The following is a 17,829-nucleotide window of genomic DNA, read 5'->3' as shown; positions in this document are numbered from 1 at the left end:
TGTCAAATAATGAATAGACTTTTATGCAACGCTAGTGATATAGGATACATATAGTATTTCCCTCCATCGAACTTCTTTTAATTCAATCTCCGTTATCTTATTCTAGGCGTCTGTCATGAGTGACGATTATACTCAGTCTTATTTGGCAAAAATCGCGTCATCTGCATACTGTTCACGTCATCAGTAACATTTGCTAGTGAAATGCGAAATGTTGTTGACAGCGTTTTCAATTCAATCTATAATTTAATTAAAGTTGCATAATGTAGAAAGTTGTTCCTTACTAAGGAACGAAGGAGGGAGGGTACCCATGATACAGTCCGTTGATCGCGCGCTTAAAATACTAGAATTATTAAAAGATCATCCGCAAGGGTTGGGGGTCACCGAGCTTGCTAATAGATTTGGGGTAGCTAAAAGCACGATTCATCGTCTGTTAATGACATTAGAGCATCATCAGTATATTCAACAGGATGAGACACAAGGGACCTACCAGCTCGGGTTAAAATTTTTGGAAATGAATGAAATTGTAGTAGGGAATTTAGATATTGTCAGAATAGCGCGTCCGGTACTAGAGAGATTAAGCGAAGAGGCTGGTGAGATATCGCACTTGGTCATGTTAGATCAGGATGAGATTCTATATATTGATAAGGTAGAAACATCTTCAACCATCAGAATTTATTCTCAAACCGGTAAAAGAGCTCCATTATATTGTACAGGGGTTGGTAAGGCGATTATCGCTCATATAGATCACCCTCAGCAACGAAAGCTTGTGGACAAAATGGACTATCAACCTTACACAAAACATACGATATGCGATCGCGAATCTCTTTTAATAGAATTGGACAAGATCAAGTCCCAGGGATATGCGGAGGATAATGAAGAACATGAGTTAGGCATTCGCTGCATTGCGGCACCAATCTTCGACCATGAAGGGCGAGCAAATTATGCTGTAAGTGTTACTGGTCCGTTAACGCGTATGTCTGACAACCGTATCGAAGCCCTTATACCCAAAGTAAAAGAAGCGGCTTTACAGGTATCTCGCAAATTAGGCTATCATTCCTCAATTTCATAACAGTATAGAGGAACGGTGTTCTTATTTATGGAACAGTGAAAGATGACCACTATATTCACACTAGTTTATTAGCATCAGCTAATATCTAATAAATTATTTCAACACATTGGAGGAAAACAGTCATGAAAAAACATCTCACAAGTTTCAAATTTGTGACAACGATCTTAGCTCTTGTTCTCTTTATGGCAGCTTGTGGCGGAAACACCACTTCAGAAACAGGGGGAGACGAATCGGGTGACGATACATCTTCTTTCCCTACTCAGGCGCTTGAAATTATAGTCCCATACTCAGCCGGCGGGGGAACAGATATGGTCGCCCGTTCGTTTGCAGACCTTGCCGAAGATGAGTTGGATCAGCCGGTCGCCGTTGTAAACCGCGAAGGCGGTGGTGGTGCTGTCGGTATGCAAACAGGGATCTCTGCTGAAGCTGATGGGTATACCGTTACGATGGTTACCGTTGAGCTTTTGACATTGCCCCATTCTGGCCTAGCCCAGTTTTCATACGAACAATTACAACCAGTTGCCTTATTGAATGAAGATCCAGCAGCCATTACTGTACAAGCGGATGCACCATGGGATACGCTTGAAGCATTCATTGCCGATGCAGAGAATGAAAAATTAAGTGTCGGTAATTCAGGAACTGGAGCCATATGGCATTTAGCAGCATCAGCGCTTGAGCAGGAGACAGATGCCAACTTTAACCACGTGCCGTTTGACGGAGCTGCCCCAGCTGTAACCGCTTTGTTAGGTGGCCATATTGACGCTGTATCTGTCAGCCCGGCAGAAGTGAGGTCCCAAGTGGATGCAGGTGAGTTGAAAGTATTAGGTGTAATGGCTGAAGATAGAGTGGACTCACTTCCAGAAGTACCAACGTTATCTGAATCAGGTATTGACCTTGCTATCGGAACATGGCGCGGATTAGCAGTTCCAAAAGAAACACCTGATGATGTCGTACAAGTGCTAGAAGAAGCGTTTGGAAACACAGCCCAGACTGAAGATTTTCAATCCACTTTAAATGAAATGAACTTAGGTTATCGTTATGCTGATGGGGAAGCGTTTCAGACATTACTAGAATCTCAAGATAGCTTATTTAGTGAATTAATCCCTTCACTTGAACTAAACGAAGAATAAAGGTTTTTCACAAAAAAAGGCTAGTTATAGCTAGCCTTTTTTAGGAGGTGCTCTATGTTCTCAGCCAATCGGATCATAGGTTTAATATTGATAGCGTTGTCAACGTATATTTGGTTGACTGCAAACACGTTCCCTACACCTTCACAAGTAGGGCCAGGGCCTGCTTTCTTTCCTAGAATCGTGGCCATCATCATCGCTCTGCTTGCAACGATCTTAATCTTAAAGCGTGACGATAGACAAGATAACAACACCATGGAAAAAACGGCTATACTCAAGATTGGTATGGGCATGATCATCGTAATCATCTATGTGGTTAGCATTCAATGGGTGGGCTTCGGTGTGATGACCTTTCTATTTTTCACAGTCATGATGTGGCTTTTGCAAGTCAAAAAATGGACGATGATCTTACTTACCTCTTCTCTTATATCTATTACGATTATATTTGTATTTGAATACTTGTTAGGGGTGCCGATTCCACATGGATGGCTGTTCTAAGGAGGGGATAAGATGGACTTCATATTAGCAGGCTTTGCCAACGCTGTTGATCCTCAAGTTCTTATATTAATTATTGCAGGCATAGCTGCCGGAATTATCATTGGTTCTTTACCAGGATTAACGGCCACGATGGGGGTGGCCTTATTTTTACCTATTACTTTTGGAATGTCCTCGGTTAACGGTATTTTGCTCTTGATTGGTGTGTATTTTGGTTCCATTTATGGTGGTTCTATTTCGGCAACACTGCTGAATACACCGGGCACACCAGCATCTGCGGCGACAGCCATGGATGCCTATCCCCTTACTCAACAAGGACAAGCGGGTAAAGCACTAGGCATAGCTGCTATTGCATCAGGCGTAGGAGGGTTAGTGAGTGTTTTAATGTTAATGCTTATATCTCCTCAATTAGCAGATGTCGCCCTGAAATTTAGTGCCCCTGAGTCATTTGCCTTAGCTTTGTTTGGTCTCAGTATCATAGCGAGCATCTCCGGAAAATCTGTGTTGAAAGGACTCATAGCAGGTGTCGTCGGGCTCTTTATTGCGACGGTAGGTATGGACCCCATGACAAGTTATCCACGTTTCACGTATGATCAGCTGTCACTATTGAATGGCGTATCTTTTATACCGGTCATGATCGGCTTATTCGCGGTATCTGAAGCCCTTTCTACTATGGCAGATCTGATGAGTCAACATCAAACCAAAATAAAAAAAGTGGTCACAAGCTATGTACTTCCGAAATGGCAGGAGATTAAACGTTTATGGATCACGATGATTCGTTCGTCCTTTATCGGTACTTTTATTGGTAGTATTCCTGGCGCAGGGGCAGATATAGCAGCGTTTGTCTCATATAATGAATCCAAGCGTTTCTCAAAAGAGAAAGAAAAAGCGTCGTTTGGGAAAGGTAATCCAAAAGGCATTGCTGCAGCTGAAGCGGCCAATAACGGCGTAACGGGTGGCTCTATGATACCCTTATTAACGCTCGGCATACCTGGAGATGCAGTCGCTGCAGTACTCTTAGGAGCTCTTGTAATCCAAGGTTTACAGCCTGGTCCCCAATTGTTTACGAATAACGGGGAACTTGTCTATACCTTATTCGCTGGTATGTTTATAGCCAATCTATGTATGGTCATCTTTGCACTTCTTGGTATTCGTTACTTTACCAAGATCCTGCGTGTTCCTAAAACTGTGATGGTTCCTCTCATCTTAGTGCTAAGCGTGGTAGGGGCGTATGCCATCAACAATAATTTCTTTGATGTGTATGTGATGTTGTTCGCAGGAATCATCGGTTTCTTTATGAAAAAATACGGGTTCCCAGCTTCACCACTTGTTTTAGCACTGATACTAGGACCGATGTTAGAAAGTGAGATGCGTCGTGCGCTCGTCATGTCAGAGGGGAGCTATGAGATCTTTGTCACGAGACCCATTTCTGCCACTTTAATTGCATTTGCCGTTTTATCTATCATCGTTCCATTTCTCTTAAAGGCATATAAGAGTCTAAAGGGTGTTCAAAATACGCATGATGGTTGATAGTCTCTAAACAAGAAAATCAAGCCATAATACTGATGATAACGAGACCTTATATGAGAGACGAGAAGTTGATTTTAAAGTTTGAGACCCACACCACGAATCCTAACAGCAACTTTATAAATAAATAATCTTAAATGAGGAGGGAAACACGTATGCCACAATTGGTGACATTAGGAGAAACAATGGTCGTATTTGACCCATTATCTACTGGACCGTTACGCTACACCGACCAGTTCAAGAAAAGAATTGGAGGTGCGGAATCTAACGTCGCGCTTGGTGTTGCACGTCTAGGCCATCAAGTAGGATGGGTAAGTAAGGTCGGGAATGATCCGTTGGGGGAGTACATGGTCTCTACGATACGTGGGGAAGGGGTCGACACATCAAAAGTAGCCTACGATGAAGACGCCCCAACCGGTCTGTATATTAAGGAAAAAATAAGAGAAGGGACAAACCAAGTCTATTATTATAGACACGGATCCGCCGCGAGTCAGCTAAGGGTAGAGGATATTGATTGGGACTACCTACGAGAAGCAGAAATCATTCATCTCACAGGTATTACCCCTTTTATTAGTGATCGTTGTCTGGAAGTGGCGCAGGCTGTTGCTTCCTTTGCTAATCAGCATGGTATTTTTCTATCATTTGACCCTAATTTACGTATGAAACTGTTGAAAAAGAAAGCAGACCACAAAAAAATATTGCTTGAACTGGCCTCTAAGGCTAATCTTGTTATGCCTGGTTTAGACGAAGCGAAGTATCTATTAGATACAGACGATTCAGATCAAATCATAGACTACTTTTTCCAGCACAATGTGGAGCACGTCATCATTAAGAACGGGGAAGTCGGTACGACGTTTGCTTCCCGGCAGGGAGATAAAGGGTTCGTCCCAAGCTTCCCTGTGGCGCGAGTGGTTGATCCTATTGGTGCAGGGGATGGGTTTGCCGCAGGTGTCCTTTCAAGTTTGTTAGAGCATCGACCTTTACAAGAAGCCGTTGAACAAGGCGCACTTATCGGTGCAATTATGGTCAGTACGCCGGGAGATATTGAAGGTTTGCCAAGTCGTCAAGAAATAGAATTATATAAAAATACACAAGGGGATGTTGTGAGATGAAACATCATAATCTAGAAAGATTACTGGAGTCAGGTGTTGTGGCCGTTGTTAGAAAAGTAGACAGGGATAAAGTGTTATCCGTCATAGCATCTTTAGTTAAGGGGGGTGTGACTGCGATTGAAGTAACGATGGATTCTGAGGATGCACTGTCCGTCATCTCTGAAGCAAAAGAAAAGTATGGTGATCAGGCGGTGATAGGTGCCGGCACAGTCCTTGATGGGGAATCAGCTCAATTGGCGATTCAAGCGGGAGCAGAATTTATTTTTGCTCCGACGCTTAGCGAACAAACGATTAAAGTCGCTAATCGCTATGGAAAAATTGTGATCCCAGGCGTCTTCACACCAACGGAAATATTACAGGCCTATGAATGGGGAGCAGACCTTGTTAAGGTATTCCCTGCAAGTGTGTTAGGTCCTCAATTTATTAAAGATCTCCAAGGACCGCTCGGACACATTCCCATGATGCCTACAGGTGGCTTAACGCTGGATAACGTAGAAGGATACATGAACGCTGGTGCTGTAGCGGCAGGTATTGGTGGTTCTTTACTGAATAAGACGTATATAAAAAATGCCGAGTGGGACAAGCTGACGGATTTAGCACGTCAATTTGTCAGCAAGTGTAAGAGAACTTAGATCTTAAAACGACGCTTTTACTGATTGCAAAACTGATAGACTGATAGTAAGGGACACATAGGAACAACAGGCACAAAGAAGGAGCAGGGAACCGTCTCTCTTTGTGCCTGTTGTTTTATTTAAAGCCTATAAATACCCGTAGATGCTTCACATATCACAAGGGCACTATTCATTTGCTGCCCCTTTAGTTGGTGTAGGATCCATTGTATTGCTCCATTCCCCTCCATCAGATGTGCGATACCACGAATGATCATTCTCAGAACTCGTGTAAGAGTATGCGTCAACAATGGTACCGTTGGGTGCTATGAGGTAAGCATCATCTCCACTGTTGTTGAAGTAGTATTGTGTTTCCCACACATAATAGCCTTGCGCAGGAATGACAGTACCTGACGGAATGGTATAAGGCTCTTGGCCCCCATCGAGTAAATCATCTATCTTATACCCGCTTAAATCAATACTTTCAGTTGAATCATTATAGATCTCAATCCATTCTGAATCATAATTTGTGTCTGGATCTGGAAGTAACTCATTAATATACAGGCTTGCATCATTTGGGCTGTCTTCACCTTGTTTCGTATAACCGGCATCAATGGCATCTTGCTCAGAGAAGAAGAAAACGCGGTTTTCAATAGAGACTTGCTCGTAATCTTCAGGTGCAACGTATTCTTTTGTGTCAAAATCACCAACATATTTATTTGGCGTATTATTAAACATTCGTAAGCGATACTCAAAAGGTTGTTCCTGAAGTGGATCGCCGTTGTCCCAGATGCCCACTTGAGCTGCTTGAGCTTCGGTTAGAGCTTCACTATACGACTGATAACGATTTGCTTCATGTGTATTGGGCCAGATCACATAGGTGGCGGCAAGCCCTTTTCTAAGGAGATCCTCATTGACATCCAAATCACCCTTATATATGTAAGCGAGAAGACGCCCATTGCCGTCAAACTCTTCTTCATCTGTCACTAAGGTGATATCTGTACCTTTCGGGAGTAATTCACTAAGATAGTCAGTTGCAGCATTGCCATGAGGATCAATTTGATTACCAGGGTCTTTTCCATCAACAACGAATGTTTCAGGTGTATCAATGCCCAACAAACGAACCTCACGAGTGCCTTGAACAGGCTTCGTTAACATCAGTGTGTCTCCATCCTTCACATATTCAACTGTGGACGTATAGGTGGCCGCTTCCGCTGTAGGTGAAAGTATTGAAGCTAGCGCTAGAGCGAGAGCAACTGCCACAACCAACGGGGCCATAAAAGATAAACGCTTCATACATTTTCCTCCTTGGTTTATGATTTGGGTTCATCGTAGCATATGAATATGTCCGGCGTGTAAAGGATATGTAAATAAATTGTCAGGCTTTTTCAAACAAAACTTTCTTTCTCCAGCCACCATAACGATAATACAGGTAAGCAAACATGCTACTCAAGACAAAACTTGCTCCGATGCCCACAGCAATGCCCTGTTGATCATAGAGAGATGAGAATAGGTACGTCAATGGGTAGCGTAACACCCAAAAAGAAATGATGTTTAAGACCAGCACTTGATACATCGCACCTGAAGCTCTGACAACCCCATTCAGGACAAAGTTAATACCCAGAAAAGGATAAAATAAGGCAACTAGCTGTAAGTAAGATGCACCGTAGGCCACAGCGGCCGGTTCTGTAATGAATAACTGTATCCCTAGTGGGGCTACAAAATAGACAACACTGGCGATGATCGCCATGATACCCAGCACCACCCAAGTCCCGTACTTCGCAATCTGCTCTACACGATCCCATTTATGCACCCCGATATTCTGACCCGCCATACTATTGACAGCCGTTCCAATCGCCATTGCTGGAAGGATAAAAATACTATCTATGCGTTGAGCCGCACTAAATCCTGCCACCACCCCTTCACCAAACGTCGTGACGACACTCATAACAGCAGCGATACCTGCTGAGATGACAGACATTTGTAAGCCAGACGGTATGCCAAGATTTAATATCAGCAGTACTTCTTTTTTACGTGGCCATTTTGGCCACTGAAAAGGGGCCAGTTTATGCCGCAGAACAATGAACATACCGTACAGAAAGCTTGCACCCTGTGCTGCGATGGTAGAGTAAGCAGCACCACTAATGCCAAGGTTCAAGCCCGAAATAAAGAGTGGGTTTAGTCCAATATTTAAGATAACCGCTGCCAAAACGAATCTTAAAGGCGTACGGCTATCTCCAAGCGCTCGTAATACGGTCCCGATAAAATTATATCCGACTAGGAAGACCATCCCCACAAAAATAATACGAAGATACGTATTTGCATCCGACATCATGGCCTCGGGCGTCCCTAACAACCTTAAGATATGTACAGAGAATAGAAATCCTAGCGTCGCTAGCACCACAGACATAAAAGAGAGGAGCACGACAAACGCATTCAGGTAACGTCTCAAACCGTCTTCCTCATCTTTGCCTTTTTGTTGGGATAAGACGGTTAGAGTCGCGTTATTCAAACCGATAATGAATGATAAGACCGTAAATACCACCGTACTCGAGATGGCCACAGCCCCTAATGCGTTAGCCCCTAACAAATTCCCTACCCATAGGCTATCTGCAAACTGATAGGAGACTTGTAGCATATTTGTAAGCATGATAGGTGCGGAAAAGATAAGCATCTTTTTAAAAATTCCACCCGTCGTAAAGTCATGCTGTTTCATATATATTTAGCTCCTTTTTAAGCAATTGATCATAAATAATATAACAGTAAATCAATCGTACCATATTTCCAGGATATGATGTCACCTCGCATGATTGAGTACGTGTTTGAATATCATCGCGGAGTTGAAGACCCTAGTTCGTTGCTATTTTACCCCGCTGGCCCCGCTAGAATCCTTATACTTGCTGACAAGAGCATATTCAAAGAGGACATCTTAGCCCTCGTATTCAGTCTATGACTTTAAGTGGTCTAGACAACTAATGCTCTAGTTGTTATACTATAGAAAACGTTTACACTGCTCTATGGGCAGAGGAGGGATGATATCGTCATGAGTCACCAACGTACTGTCATCACAGGTGGACAGATCGTAACGGAGCAAGGCATATACGGAGCGTCCCATTGTCTCCTTATTGAAAAAGGAAATTTGACATTTGTAGGGAGGAAGGATCAACTGCCTGTCAGCCTTTCATCATGTGAAGTCATACAGGTGGGAGAGCAACATCTCATTCTACCAGGTTTTATTGACGTGCATATTCATGGCGCGGCAGGGGCCGACGTTATGGATGCGACTGAAGAAGCCTTGCATACCATGTCACAAGCATTGCCGCAGGAAGGGACAACGAGTTACCTCGCCACAACGATCACTCAAAGTGACGAAGCCATATCTCAGGCGCTAGCACAAGTCGCCCAATATATGAAAAAGGAACATGAAGGAGCGGAGGTGCTCGGTATTCATTTGGAAGGCCCTTTTATAAATGTTGATCAAGCGGGTGCTCAACCCAAGGATCAAGTGATACCGCCCTCTGTAAAGCAATTTGCTCAGTGGCAGCGTATAGCAGAGGGGCACATTAAGCTTGTCACACTGGCACCAGAGGAAGATACAGATGGGCTCATTGAGCATTTAAGCCAACAAGGTGTGATTCCATCGATGGGACACACGAATGCCACTTACGAACGGGTAAGCGATGCGGTGAAACGAGGGGTGACTCATGCCACACACCTCTTTAATGCTATGAAAGGGATGCACCATAGAGAGCCGGGGACAGTCGGGGCTGCTTTATTACATGATGAGATTATGGCCGAAATTATTTTTGATAACCTGCACGTACGCCACGAAATGGTACAGCTTGCCTATCGACATAAAGGGCCCGACAAAATGCAATTGATCACCGATGCCATGCGAGCCAAATGTCTTCGCAACGGCAAATATGATCTTGGAGGTCAAGAGGTTATCGTACACGACGGTGAGGCGAGGTTACATGACGGTACACTAGCGGGTAGCGTTTTAAAAATGAACGACGCTGTTAAAAATATGGCAGCATTACCTACTCTGTCACTCAAAGACCTAATGAAATTATCGTCCCTAAACGCAGCGAAAGAGTTAGGGGTGGATGACCGAAAAGGAAGCCTAGCCCCAGGTAAAGATGCGGATATTGTCATTTTAAATGAGCATTATAAGGTACAGTATACGTTCTGTAGAGGGTCGCTAGTCTATTCGAATAGAAAGGGGTGAGAGCGATGAAGGTGATTGTGACATCAGACTACGAACAACTCAGCCAACAAGCGGCACGCGCAGTATATAACCATATAAGCAAACACCATTCACTAAACCTCGGATTGGCTACGGGAAGCACTCCTTTGGGGCTATACAAGGAACTTATTCAGTTACATCATGCGAATCGTTTACCTTTAGCAGACTTGAAAACGTTTAATTTAGATGAGTATGTCGGTTTGAGCCCCCAATCGCCTTACAGTTACCGTTACTATATGAACACACATGTCTTTGAACCTTTAGGCATACCTTTAGAACAAACGTATATTCCAAGAGGCGATGTCGGGCATTTACAACAAGAATGCGATCGTTATGACCGATTAATACAGCAGCATGGGGGCATAGATGTTCAAATATTAGGGGTTGGTGTCAACGGTCATATCGGCTTTAATGAGCCCGGCACCTCTTTTAATCAACACACCCACGTTGTTCAATTAGCCCCTTCAACCATTGAAGCTAATGCGAAGCACTTCCCGTCAAAGGATGAGGTTCCGACGCAAGCGATCACCATGGGCATCGCTTCCATCATGCAGGCCAAGCACATTTATCTTTTGGCTAGCGGGGAGAAAAAAGCCAAAGCGATACAAGAGCTACTTTCATCTGATGTTGTCACGGAGCAGTGGCCGGTGACGGTGCTCAGGGAACACCCTCAAGTGACGGTGATGATCGATGAGTCTATTGCGCAAAGTGTACAGGATAAAGTAGGTGTCATGAATGATAGATAAAGAATCTCCCATTCCAATTTACTACCAATTAGAAGAGCATTTCAGGACATTAATTGAGGAAGGCAAGCTGCAGCCAGGGGATATGATTCCTTCAGAACGAGAGCTTTCTGAGGCGTTTCACATTAGTAGAATGACCATCAGGCAAGCGATTACAAACCTCGCTAACGAAGGACTCATCACCAGGGTGAAGGGGAAAGGAACGTTTGTAGCAGAGAAGAAGATTGAACAGTCACTTGGGCAACTGACAGGCTTTTCAGAAGATATGCGGCTGAGGGGCATGGAACCTAGTACGGAGATACTAGATTTCAAGGAGATTGAAGCCACAACGACCGAAAGTCGCGAGCTTCAGTTGAATCCAGGAGATGCGATCTATCACATCAGCCGTTTACGCCTAGCAGATGGTCAACCTATGGCACTAGAGCAATCTTACTTGAGGAAAAATGAAGTCCATGGGTTAACAGAGAGCATTGTCCGTTCATCCATCTATGATTATATAGAGAATGATTTAGGCTTGTCTCTCACTCATGCCCGGCAGACGATAGAACCGAGTTTAGCATCGGACTTGGAGAGTCGTATGTTGAAGGTAGAGCCCCATACCCCTGTCTTGCTGATCAAAAGGAATAGCTATCTCTCAGACGGTACCCCACTAGAATACGTCAAATCGGTATACCGTGGTGACCGCTACAAATTTGTCACTGAGATGAAGAGAGGTCACTAAGCAATAAAAATATCGATTTTTAAGACCTTCATTTTTTGAAAGGGGGAATGCCCCAAGTGCAAGTGCGCTGTTAAATGTATATCGATCACATCACGAGACAAAGGAGACTTTAAATGAAGTTCATAGCAAAAGATCTCATAAAATTAAACGTTGATGTCGCCGATGCTGTAGAAGCGATAAAAGTGGCTGGACAATTGCTGGTACGGTCAGGAGCAACGGATGACTCGTATGTCAATGCCATGGTTCAATCGTATGAAGAGAATGGCCCTTATATCGTGTTAGCACCAGGTATTGCCTTGCCACACGCCCGACCAGAGGACGGTGTAAAAGAGGCGGCCGTATCCCTTGTACAACTTAAAGAACCCATCACATTTGGTCACACAACAAATGACCCCGTCAGACTTGTTCTGGCCTTGGCTTCATCATCTAGCGAAGAACATTTACAGTTACTGCAAAGGTTGTCTGGGCTTATGGGAGACCAAGATAAAGTGAGACAAATCATACAAGCCACAACACCTGAAGACTTACAAACATTACTGGAGGGATTGAGATGAAAATTTTAGCCGTATGTGGATTAGGTCAAGGTACAAGCTTAATTCTTAGAATGAACGTAGAGAACGTGGTCAAAGAGCTAGAGCTCGAGGCAGATGTTGAACACACAGATGTATCCAGTGCGTCAGGTATGCCCGCCGATTATATTATAACGAGCGCTGAGCTAGCTGAAAGCTTGACAGGTCATGAAGGCACCGTCGTCATCGTCAATAACTACTTTGATACGAACGAAATCAAAGCAGCTTTATCCGAAGCGCTACACTCCTAGGTGTCGTAGTAGCACTCAGATAGATTAAACAGGTTGCAAGCAAGTCAATTCATAAAGGGGGATTCAACCATGGGAGAGAGTAACCAATTAATGAGCAGCATCATGTGGATGGTTGAAAACGTGTTTGGCACACCAGCTATACTATTAGGGTTTATTGTCTTTGTCGGTTTACTTTTGCAAAAGAAAAATGTCAGTCAATTGATGAGTGGCACATTCAAAGCTGTCATCGGCTTTCTCGTTATCGGTGCAGGATCAGGGGTCATCGTTGATGCTCTGATGGTGTTTCAGCCGATGTGGAAGGAAGTCTTCGGTCTTGAGGCCGAAAGCCTCGGTGAATTTATGGGGCAAGATTCATTTAATGCACAGTATGGCAGTGCAGTAGCTCTAGCTATGACGCTTGGATTCCTGATTAACGTTCTTCTAGCCCGATTCACAAGATTTAAATTCATCTATCTAACAGGTCATATGATGTTTTGGACTACAACCATTTTCGCCGGTATTGTTGTTCATACCGTTGGCGATGTATCTCCAACCAAACTCGTCATATTCCTAGCGGTCATCATGGGTCTTTATTGGACCCTGCAACCGGCGCTAACTCAGCCGTTTATGCGAAAAATTACGGGTAACGACAATATTGCCCTAGGTCACACCTCAGCTTCTGTGGCATTACTTGGTGCCTTAGCAGGAAAGTATGCCGGCAACAAAGACAATGACTCCGAAAAAATTAAAGTACCGAAAGGGCTTGAGTTTTTACGCGACTCCAATGTTATCACGGCCTTAACGATGGGGGTATTATTCCTCGTCGGTGCGATTATCCTCATAGCCAAAGGCACACCAGGTGCTGAAGAGCTAATGGCTCAATCAGGGGAACAAAGCTTTATCATTTATGCCATTATACAATCCTTCATGTTCGCAGGTGGTATCGCCATTGTACTCATGGGGGTCAGAATGTTTATCGGTGAGATCGTACCTGCCTTTAATGGTATCGCCACCAAATTAGTACCTGGAGCGAAGCCTGCACTCGATAGTCCTGTTGTGTTCCCTTACGCACCTAACGCCGTCATTCTAGGTTTCTTAGGCGCATTCTTTGGATCACTTCTATGGCTTGTGGTCATTGGTAACACGGTAAGCTATATCTTTGTCCCAACGATGATCGTCATCTTCTTCCACTCAGCCACAGCGGGTGTGTTCGGTAATGCTACTGGTGGCGTGAGAGGGGCTTTACTAGCCGGCTTTATCACCTCTACTGTCGTATCCTGGGGGCAATATATTATGGTGAATGCCCTGCTTAGCTCAACTGTACCAGACACCGCCATGTGGGCCGCTGACTCAGACATGTTCATCTTAGGACCCATCATTAAATTCTTAGCACAGTTATTCTTCTAAAAGGAGGCACACATCATGACGTTTATCCGCACGTTGCACCACGATATAGCACCACAGTCACTTGGTTTCACTTATGCCCATGAACACCTTGTGTGTCGTCCTCCTTATTGGCAAGAACGGGGAGAAGATGATCTCCTTCTTGATGATCCGCTCAAAACGAAACAGGATATATTAGATTTCAAGCATCATGGTGGACAGTCAATTGTCGATGCCACAGCCATTGATTATGGTCGAGACGTCAGAGCAGTTGCACAGCTTGCAGAGGACACACAAACCCATATTATCGGAACGGCTGGCTTCAACAAGAGCTTTCTATGGCAAGCGAAACTGCCAGCAAAACTACAATCAATCTTGGGTTCATACGAGTCGTACGGGAGCTGGATTGAACAAGAAAGCGTTTCCTCTCTTGCAAATCATGTGATTCGTGAAGTGGAAGAAGGTTTAGAAGACACCTCTTTTAAGGCAGGACAAGTGAAGTTTGGCACGGGCTATAACCGCATCACGCCGTTAGAAATTAAAGCCTTACAGGCGGTTGCTCGTGCTCACCACGAAACTAAGGCGCCCGTTCATTCGCATACAGAAGCCGGAACCATGGCTTTAGAACAAATCGCGTTGTTAAAGCGGGAGGGTGTAGACTTAGCTCACGTCAGTTTTGGGCATATGGATCGTAATCCAGACCCCTACTATCATGAGCAGGTGGCCAAGACGGGCGCGTATCTATGCTTTGACGGCATTGCCAAGATTAAGTACGCCCCAGAAAGCACGCGCATCAATTGCATCCTGCAACTCGTGAAAAAAGGTTACGAAGATCAAATTCTCGTCAGTGGGGATACCGCAAGAAAAAGTTATTTCAAACACTATGACTATGGATTAGGATTAGAGCATATTATCGCCAAGTGGGTGCCTAGATTTAAGGATGAGGCAGAGCGTGAAGGCTTCGACGGTGAGTCGTTAATCCGCAAATTCTTCATCGATAACCCTGCGCGCTGTTTCACTTTTAAGTACTGAAGGAGGCCATCACATGCGCTTTGATACAGCAACATCTTACACCATAAAAGAGAAAATAAAAGATAGTCAAATTGCTCTGCTGCCCATTGGGGCGGTAGAAGCGCATGGACCCCATCTCCCTCTAGGGACAGACAACATCCTAGCTGAGAAACTGGCTGCGACGGTGGCCGAGAAAACAGGTGCCCTCCAGCTTCCTCTTTTGCCATTTGGGCAGGTATGGAGTCTGAAGAACTTTCCAGGGAGTATTCACGTTAGTAATGAATCGCTCGTTTCTATGCTTGTAGATATCGGAGAAAGCTTGTATCGGCAAGGCATCAGGATCTTAGCGTTTATTAACGGTCATTTAGGTAACGCCAATGCATTAAAAGAAGCTTCGCGTCAGCTTTTTGAAAGATATTCAGATTTCAAAGTGTTCGCCTTCTTCTATCCGGGCACCAAAAAACTTATGGATGAGATACGGGACACTACTTCTTCGCATAGCACCTATTTTCATGCGTGCGAAATAGAAACGTCACTTATGCTGTATGTCGCCGAGGAAGAGGTGGATATGAGCAAAGCCCTTAATGAAAACCCGATAATCCCAGAGAGTGCGGACGTCACCCCGACCCCGTGGGAGACTTTCACGGACACGGCTGTGCTAGGTGACGCCACCCGGGCGACAAAGAAGAAAGGAGCGATCATCGTTGAACAGGCCATAAGCAAGATGGTCGAGCTCCTAGAAGAAGCGAGAGACAAGGTCAAAAGCAGATGACGTAGGGCTATTAAGCAAAATTTAAAGTTATACGGCATAATACTCCTCTAGCCAATCGTATAGAGGGTGGAGAGAAAGGAGGGATACCTTGTTACAAACGTATTTTCGCAGAATTAAAGAGACGATAAACAAGGTAGAACAACAGGAGCAAGAGAGCATGACACAGGCGGCTCAAAAAGTGGCCGACAAGATTCAAGCGGGTGGCATTGTTCATTTGTTCGGCTGTGGTCATTCTCATATCCTAACGGAAGAAGTGTTTTACCGAGCAGGTGGATTAGTCCCTATTAGTCCTATTTTTGTTGAACCTTTGATGCTTCATGAAGGGGCTGTACGCTCGTCTCAACTGGAGAGACAAAATGGATATGCGCAAGCATTTATGGACAAACAAGATATCCGGGCAGGGGACGTGATGGTCGTCATTTCAACGTCTGGTCGAAACCCTGTCCCTGTAGATGTGGCACAGCACGCTAGGAACAAGGGAGCTTATGTCATCGGGATCACGTCAATCGCCTATTCTCAAAGCCAGCCTTCACGTCATGAGAGTGGGAAACATTTGTATAACTCAGTCGATCTTGTCATTGATAACCATGCCGTGAAGGGCGATGCCCTACTCACACACGACAAGGTGGCGATTCCTTTTGGGCCAAGCTCAACCGTTGTGGGCGCAACCATTTTGAACGCCATACTAGCCAACGCTATTGAAATCATGGCCGAAAATGGGTTTGAACCGCCCATCTTTTTAAGCGGCAATATTGACGGTTCAGATGAACACAATCAAAGATTGATCGAACAGTATCAGGATCGCATACCACTTCTTTCTTAATTACATGCTGAAAACAGCATGAGTGAACGGTGAACGCTTGTATATTTTATTATTCTTTACTCAACACACCTTTGCACGAAAGGCTTATACCGTTTCGTGTTCAAAGGTGTGTTTATAGTATCCGCACATCCCCACAAAACTAGGTAATGTCTTAGCTATCCCGTATCTTGACCAACAGTTTGATTATGTCGTGTCTAGCTATCACATGCATTACCTTACTGAGGAACAGAAAAACGTCGCGTTAGAGGAGATGCGACGTGTGTTAAAACCACATGGGAGGATCTGTTTTGGGGACGTGATGTTTGAAACAGAAGCACAGCGCAAGGCATACATCGCTTCAATATCACAAAGAGGGGAGTGGGATAGTGATCAGGACATAGAGCAAACCTACTATGCCGATTTATCCCAGCTTATACATTGGCTTGAGCAATATCGTTTTACGACGAGCGTGAGACGTATGGATGATGGTGTGTATATTGTTTACGCCGAATTGGTCTACTAATAAAATTGAACCCCCCTTATATTTAGAAGACGAGACTGTCTGGCTGCAGCATTCATTCACACAGAAGGAGTTGTATTCATTGTTGTTTCATATTGAATATTATTTTTACTTATACGGGTTTCTTTTTACTGCTATTAGTCTAGGTTTCTATTTTTATGATTTATCTCAATCTACAGTGTACAGTCGTTCCTTCAATAAGTTCTTAAGGTTTGTTTTTACCTTAAGTACAGGCTGGTTATTGGTGACCATCATTCAGGGTTTAGATCTGCGTACAAGTGACTCGCTCATCTCCTTCATTTATGGCCTTTCTATCTGGGTCTTTCCTCCAATATTCTTTGTTGGGTTTAATATCATGCTCAATCACCTGTTCAAAGAAGATTAAGGTCAGGATGTTCGTTAATAGAATGATAAAAAACATTTGACATTAAGGGAAATAGTGGTAGTGTTTAAAAATATAAGTATATTTTTAGTAGAGGAGGGTTGATTAATGGGTTTTTTAGACGGTTTGATGGGGAATGCATCGGAGGTTGACGTAAAAGAATTAGAAGCAGAATTCGCTAAAATGCTAGCACCGGGTGAAGAAATAGAGAAAGCATACAAGCTCATTAGGGACTTATTTATTTTTACTGATAAGCGATTATTACTCGTAGACAAGCAAGGCCTGACCGGTAAAAAGACTGAATTTCACTCCCTTCCGTATAAAAGCATTGTTCACTTTTCAATCGAAACGGCTGGGAGCTTCGATCTTGATGCAGATCTGAAAATTTGGCTATCTGGTAGCTCTATGCCGATTGAGAAAAAGTTTAATAAAAGCTTAAACATTTATGAGTTACAAAGTGTATTAGCCTCGTATGTTTTAAAATAAAATATCAACAAATAAATATACGACAA

Annotated in this window: 20 protein-coding genes; 18 read left to right on the top strand and 2 right to left on the bottom strand. The window is 43.9% G+C overall.

All coding sequences use genetic code 11. The features are described 5' to 3' along the window. Window positions 1-307: 307 nt before the first annotated feature. The 6 genes from JKM87_RS17385 (at window position 308) to JKM87_RS17360 (ending at window position 5,962) form a co-directional block, all read left to right on the top strand. Window positions 308-1,069 (top strand): IclR family transcriptional regulator, encoded by a 762-nt coding sequence (locus tag JKM87_RS17385; protein WP_202081689.1) that lies wholly within the window; start codon window positions 308-310, stop codon window positions 1,067-1,069. A gap of 122 nt (window positions 1,070-1,191) precedes the next feature. After that, window positions 1,192-2,199: a tripartite tricarboxylate transporter substrate binding protein gene (locus tag JKM87_RS17380; protein ID WP_236838932.1), complete on the top strand. Its 1,008-nt coding sequence runs from the start codon at window positions 1,192-1,194 to the stop codon at window positions 2,197-2,199. Between the two features lie 54 nt (window positions 2,200-2,253). Next, entirely contained in the window at window positions 2,254-2,694 is a 441-nt protein-coding gene (locus JKM87_RS17375; RefSeq protein WP_202081687.1) for a tripartite tricarboxylate transporter TctB family protein, read from the top strand. A gap of 12 nt (window positions 2,695-2,706) precedes the next feature. Then, window positions 2,707-4,221: a tripartite tricarboxylate transporter permease gene (locus JKM87_RS17370; RefSeq protein WP_202081684.1), complete on the top strand. Its 1,515-nt coding sequence runs from the start codon at window positions 2,707-2,709 to the stop codon at window positions 4,219-4,221. A 152-nt stretch (window positions 4,222-4,373) separates the two neighbouring features. Continuing rightward, entirely contained in the window at window positions 4,374-5,330 is a 957-nt protein-coding gene (locus JKM87_RS17365; protein ID WP_202081682.1) for a sugar kinase, read from the top strand. Continuing rightward, window positions 5,327-5,962: a bifunctional 4-hydroxy-2-oxoglutarate aldolase/2-dehydro-3-deoxy-phosphogluconate aldolase gene (locus JKM87_RS17360; RefSeq protein WP_202081680.1), complete on the top strand. Its 636-nt coding sequence runs from the start codon at window positions 5,327-5,329 to the stop codon at window positions 5,960-5,962. Before JKM87_RS17365 ends, JKM87_RS17360 begins: the two co-directional genes overlap by 4 nt. 165 nt (window positions 5,963-6,127) lie before the next feature. Here the strand turns inward: JKM87_RS17360 and JKM87_RS17355 are convergent, their stop codons facing one another. Together JKM87_RS17355 and JKM87_RS17350 are read right to left on the bottom strand one after the other, a co-directional pair. Next, window positions 6,128-7,234, bottom strand: coding sequence for a lamin tail domain-containing protein (locus JKM87_RS17355; RefSeq protein ID WP_202081678.1), 1,107 nt, complete (start codon window positions 7,232-7,234; stop codon window positions 6,128-6,130). An 82-nt stretch (window positions 7,235-7,316) separates the two neighbouring features. Further along, window positions 7,317-8,654 (bottom strand): MATE family efflux transporter, encoded by a 1,338-nt coding sequence (locus JKM87_RS17350; RefSeq protein ID WP_202081676.1) that lies wholly within the window; start codon window positions 8,652-8,654, stop codon window positions 7,317-7,319. Window positions 8,655-8,981: 327 nt separating this feature from the next. On the opposite strand from JKM87_RS17350, the gene nagA reads away from it, so the two are divergent. The 12 genes from nagA to JKM87_RS17290 all read left to right on the top strand — a co-directional run bounded on the left by nagA (window position 8,982) and on the right by JKM87_RS17290 (window position 17,803). Then, a complete protein-coding gene (gene nagA, locus JKM87_RS17345) occupies window positions 8,982-10,166 on the top strand; it encodes an N-acetylglucosamine-6-phosphate deacetylase (protein ID WP_202081674.1) in 1,185 nt (394 codons plus the stop codon). A gap of 5 nt (window positions 10,167-10,171) precedes the next feature. Further along, a complete protein-coding gene (gene nagB, locus JKM87_RS17340; RefSeq protein WP_202081672.1) occupies window positions 10,172-10,930 on the top strand; it encodes a glucosamine-6-phosphate deaminase in 759 nt (252 codons plus the stop codon). Beyond that, window positions 10,920-11,648 carry a GntR family transcriptional regulator gene (locus tag JKM87_RS17335; protein ID WP_202081670.1) on the top strand — a complete coding sequence of 243 codons (729 nt, stop codon included), beginning with the start codon at window positions 10,920-10,922 and terminating at the stop codon, window positions 11,646-11,648. Before nagB ends, JKM87_RS17335 begins: the two co-directional genes overlap by 11 nt. Before the next feature lie 113 nt (window positions 11,649-11,761). Further along, window positions 11,762-12,202, top strand: a complete 441-nt coding sequence (locus JKM87_RS17330) for a PTS sugar transporter subunit IIA (protein WP_202081668.1) — start codon at window positions 11,762-11,764, stop codon at window positions 12,200-12,202. Further along, the gene (locus JKM87_RS17325; RefSeq protein WP_202081666.1) at window positions 12,199-12,468 is read left to right on the top strand and encodes a PTS sugar transporter subunit IIB; all 270 of its coding nucleotides are present in this window, start codon (window positions 12,199-12,201) and stop codon (window positions 12,466-12,468) included. Before JKM87_RS17330 ends, JKM87_RS17325 begins: the two co-directional genes overlap by 4 nt. Window positions 12,469-12,558: 90 nt before the next feature. Further along, entirely contained in the window at window positions 12,559-13,854 is a 1,296-nt protein-coding gene (locus tag JKM87_RS17320) for a PTS ascorbate transporter subunit IIC (RefSeq protein ID WP_202081693.1), read from the top strand. 15 nt (window positions 13,855-13,869) lie between these two features. After that, window positions 13,870-14,862: a phosphotriesterase family protein gene (locus tag JKM87_RS17315; protein ID WP_202081664.1), complete on the top strand. Its 993-nt coding sequence runs from the start codon at window positions 13,870-13,872 to the stop codon at window positions 14,860-14,862. Window positions 14,863-14,875: 13 nt separating this feature from the next. Then, window positions 14,876-15,613, top strand: coding sequence for a creatininase family protein (locus tag JKM87_RS17310; RefSeq protein ID WP_202081662.1), 738 nt, complete (start codon window positions 14,876-14,878; stop codon window positions 15,611-15,613). 88 nt (window positions 15,614-15,701) lie between these two features. Continuing rightward, on the top strand, window positions 15,702-16,436 hold the full coding sequence (locus JKM87_RS17305; RefSeq protein ID WP_202081660.1) for an SIS domain-containing protein: 735 nt from the start codon (window positions 15,702-15,704) through the stop codon (window positions 16,434-16,436). 127 nt (window positions 16,437-16,563) lie between these two features. After that, window positions 16,564-16,938 (top strand): methyltransferase domain-containing protein, encoded by a 375-nt coding sequence (locus JKM87_RS17300; RefSeq protein ID WP_202081691.1) that lies wholly within the window; start codon window positions 16,564-16,566, stop codon window positions 16,936-16,938. A 79-nt stretch (window positions 16,939-17,017) separates the two neighbouring features. Next, a complete protein-coding gene (locus JKM87_RS17295; RefSeq protein WP_202081658.1) occupies window positions 17,018-17,320 on the top strand; it encodes a hypothetical protein in 303 nt (100 codons plus the stop codon). Between the two features lie 105 nt (window positions 17,321-17,425). Continuing rightward, the gene (locus tag JKM87_RS17290) at window positions 17,426-17,803 is read left to right on the top strand and encodes a PH domain-containing protein (protein ID WP_202081656.1); all 378 of its coding nucleotides are present in this window, start codon (window positions 17,426-17,428) and stop codon (window positions 17,801-17,803) included. Window positions 17,804-17,829: the final 26 nt, after the last annotated feature.

Source organism: Caldalkalibacillus salinus (assembly GCF_016745835.1).
GTDB classification, from domain to species: domain Bacteria; phylum Bacillota; class Bacilli; order Caldalkalibacillales; family JCM-10596; genus Caldalkalibacillus_A; species Caldalkalibacillus_A salinus.
Note: the sequence above shows the minus strand (reverse complement) of the source record. Positions and strands in the feature narration are given on the sequence as shown.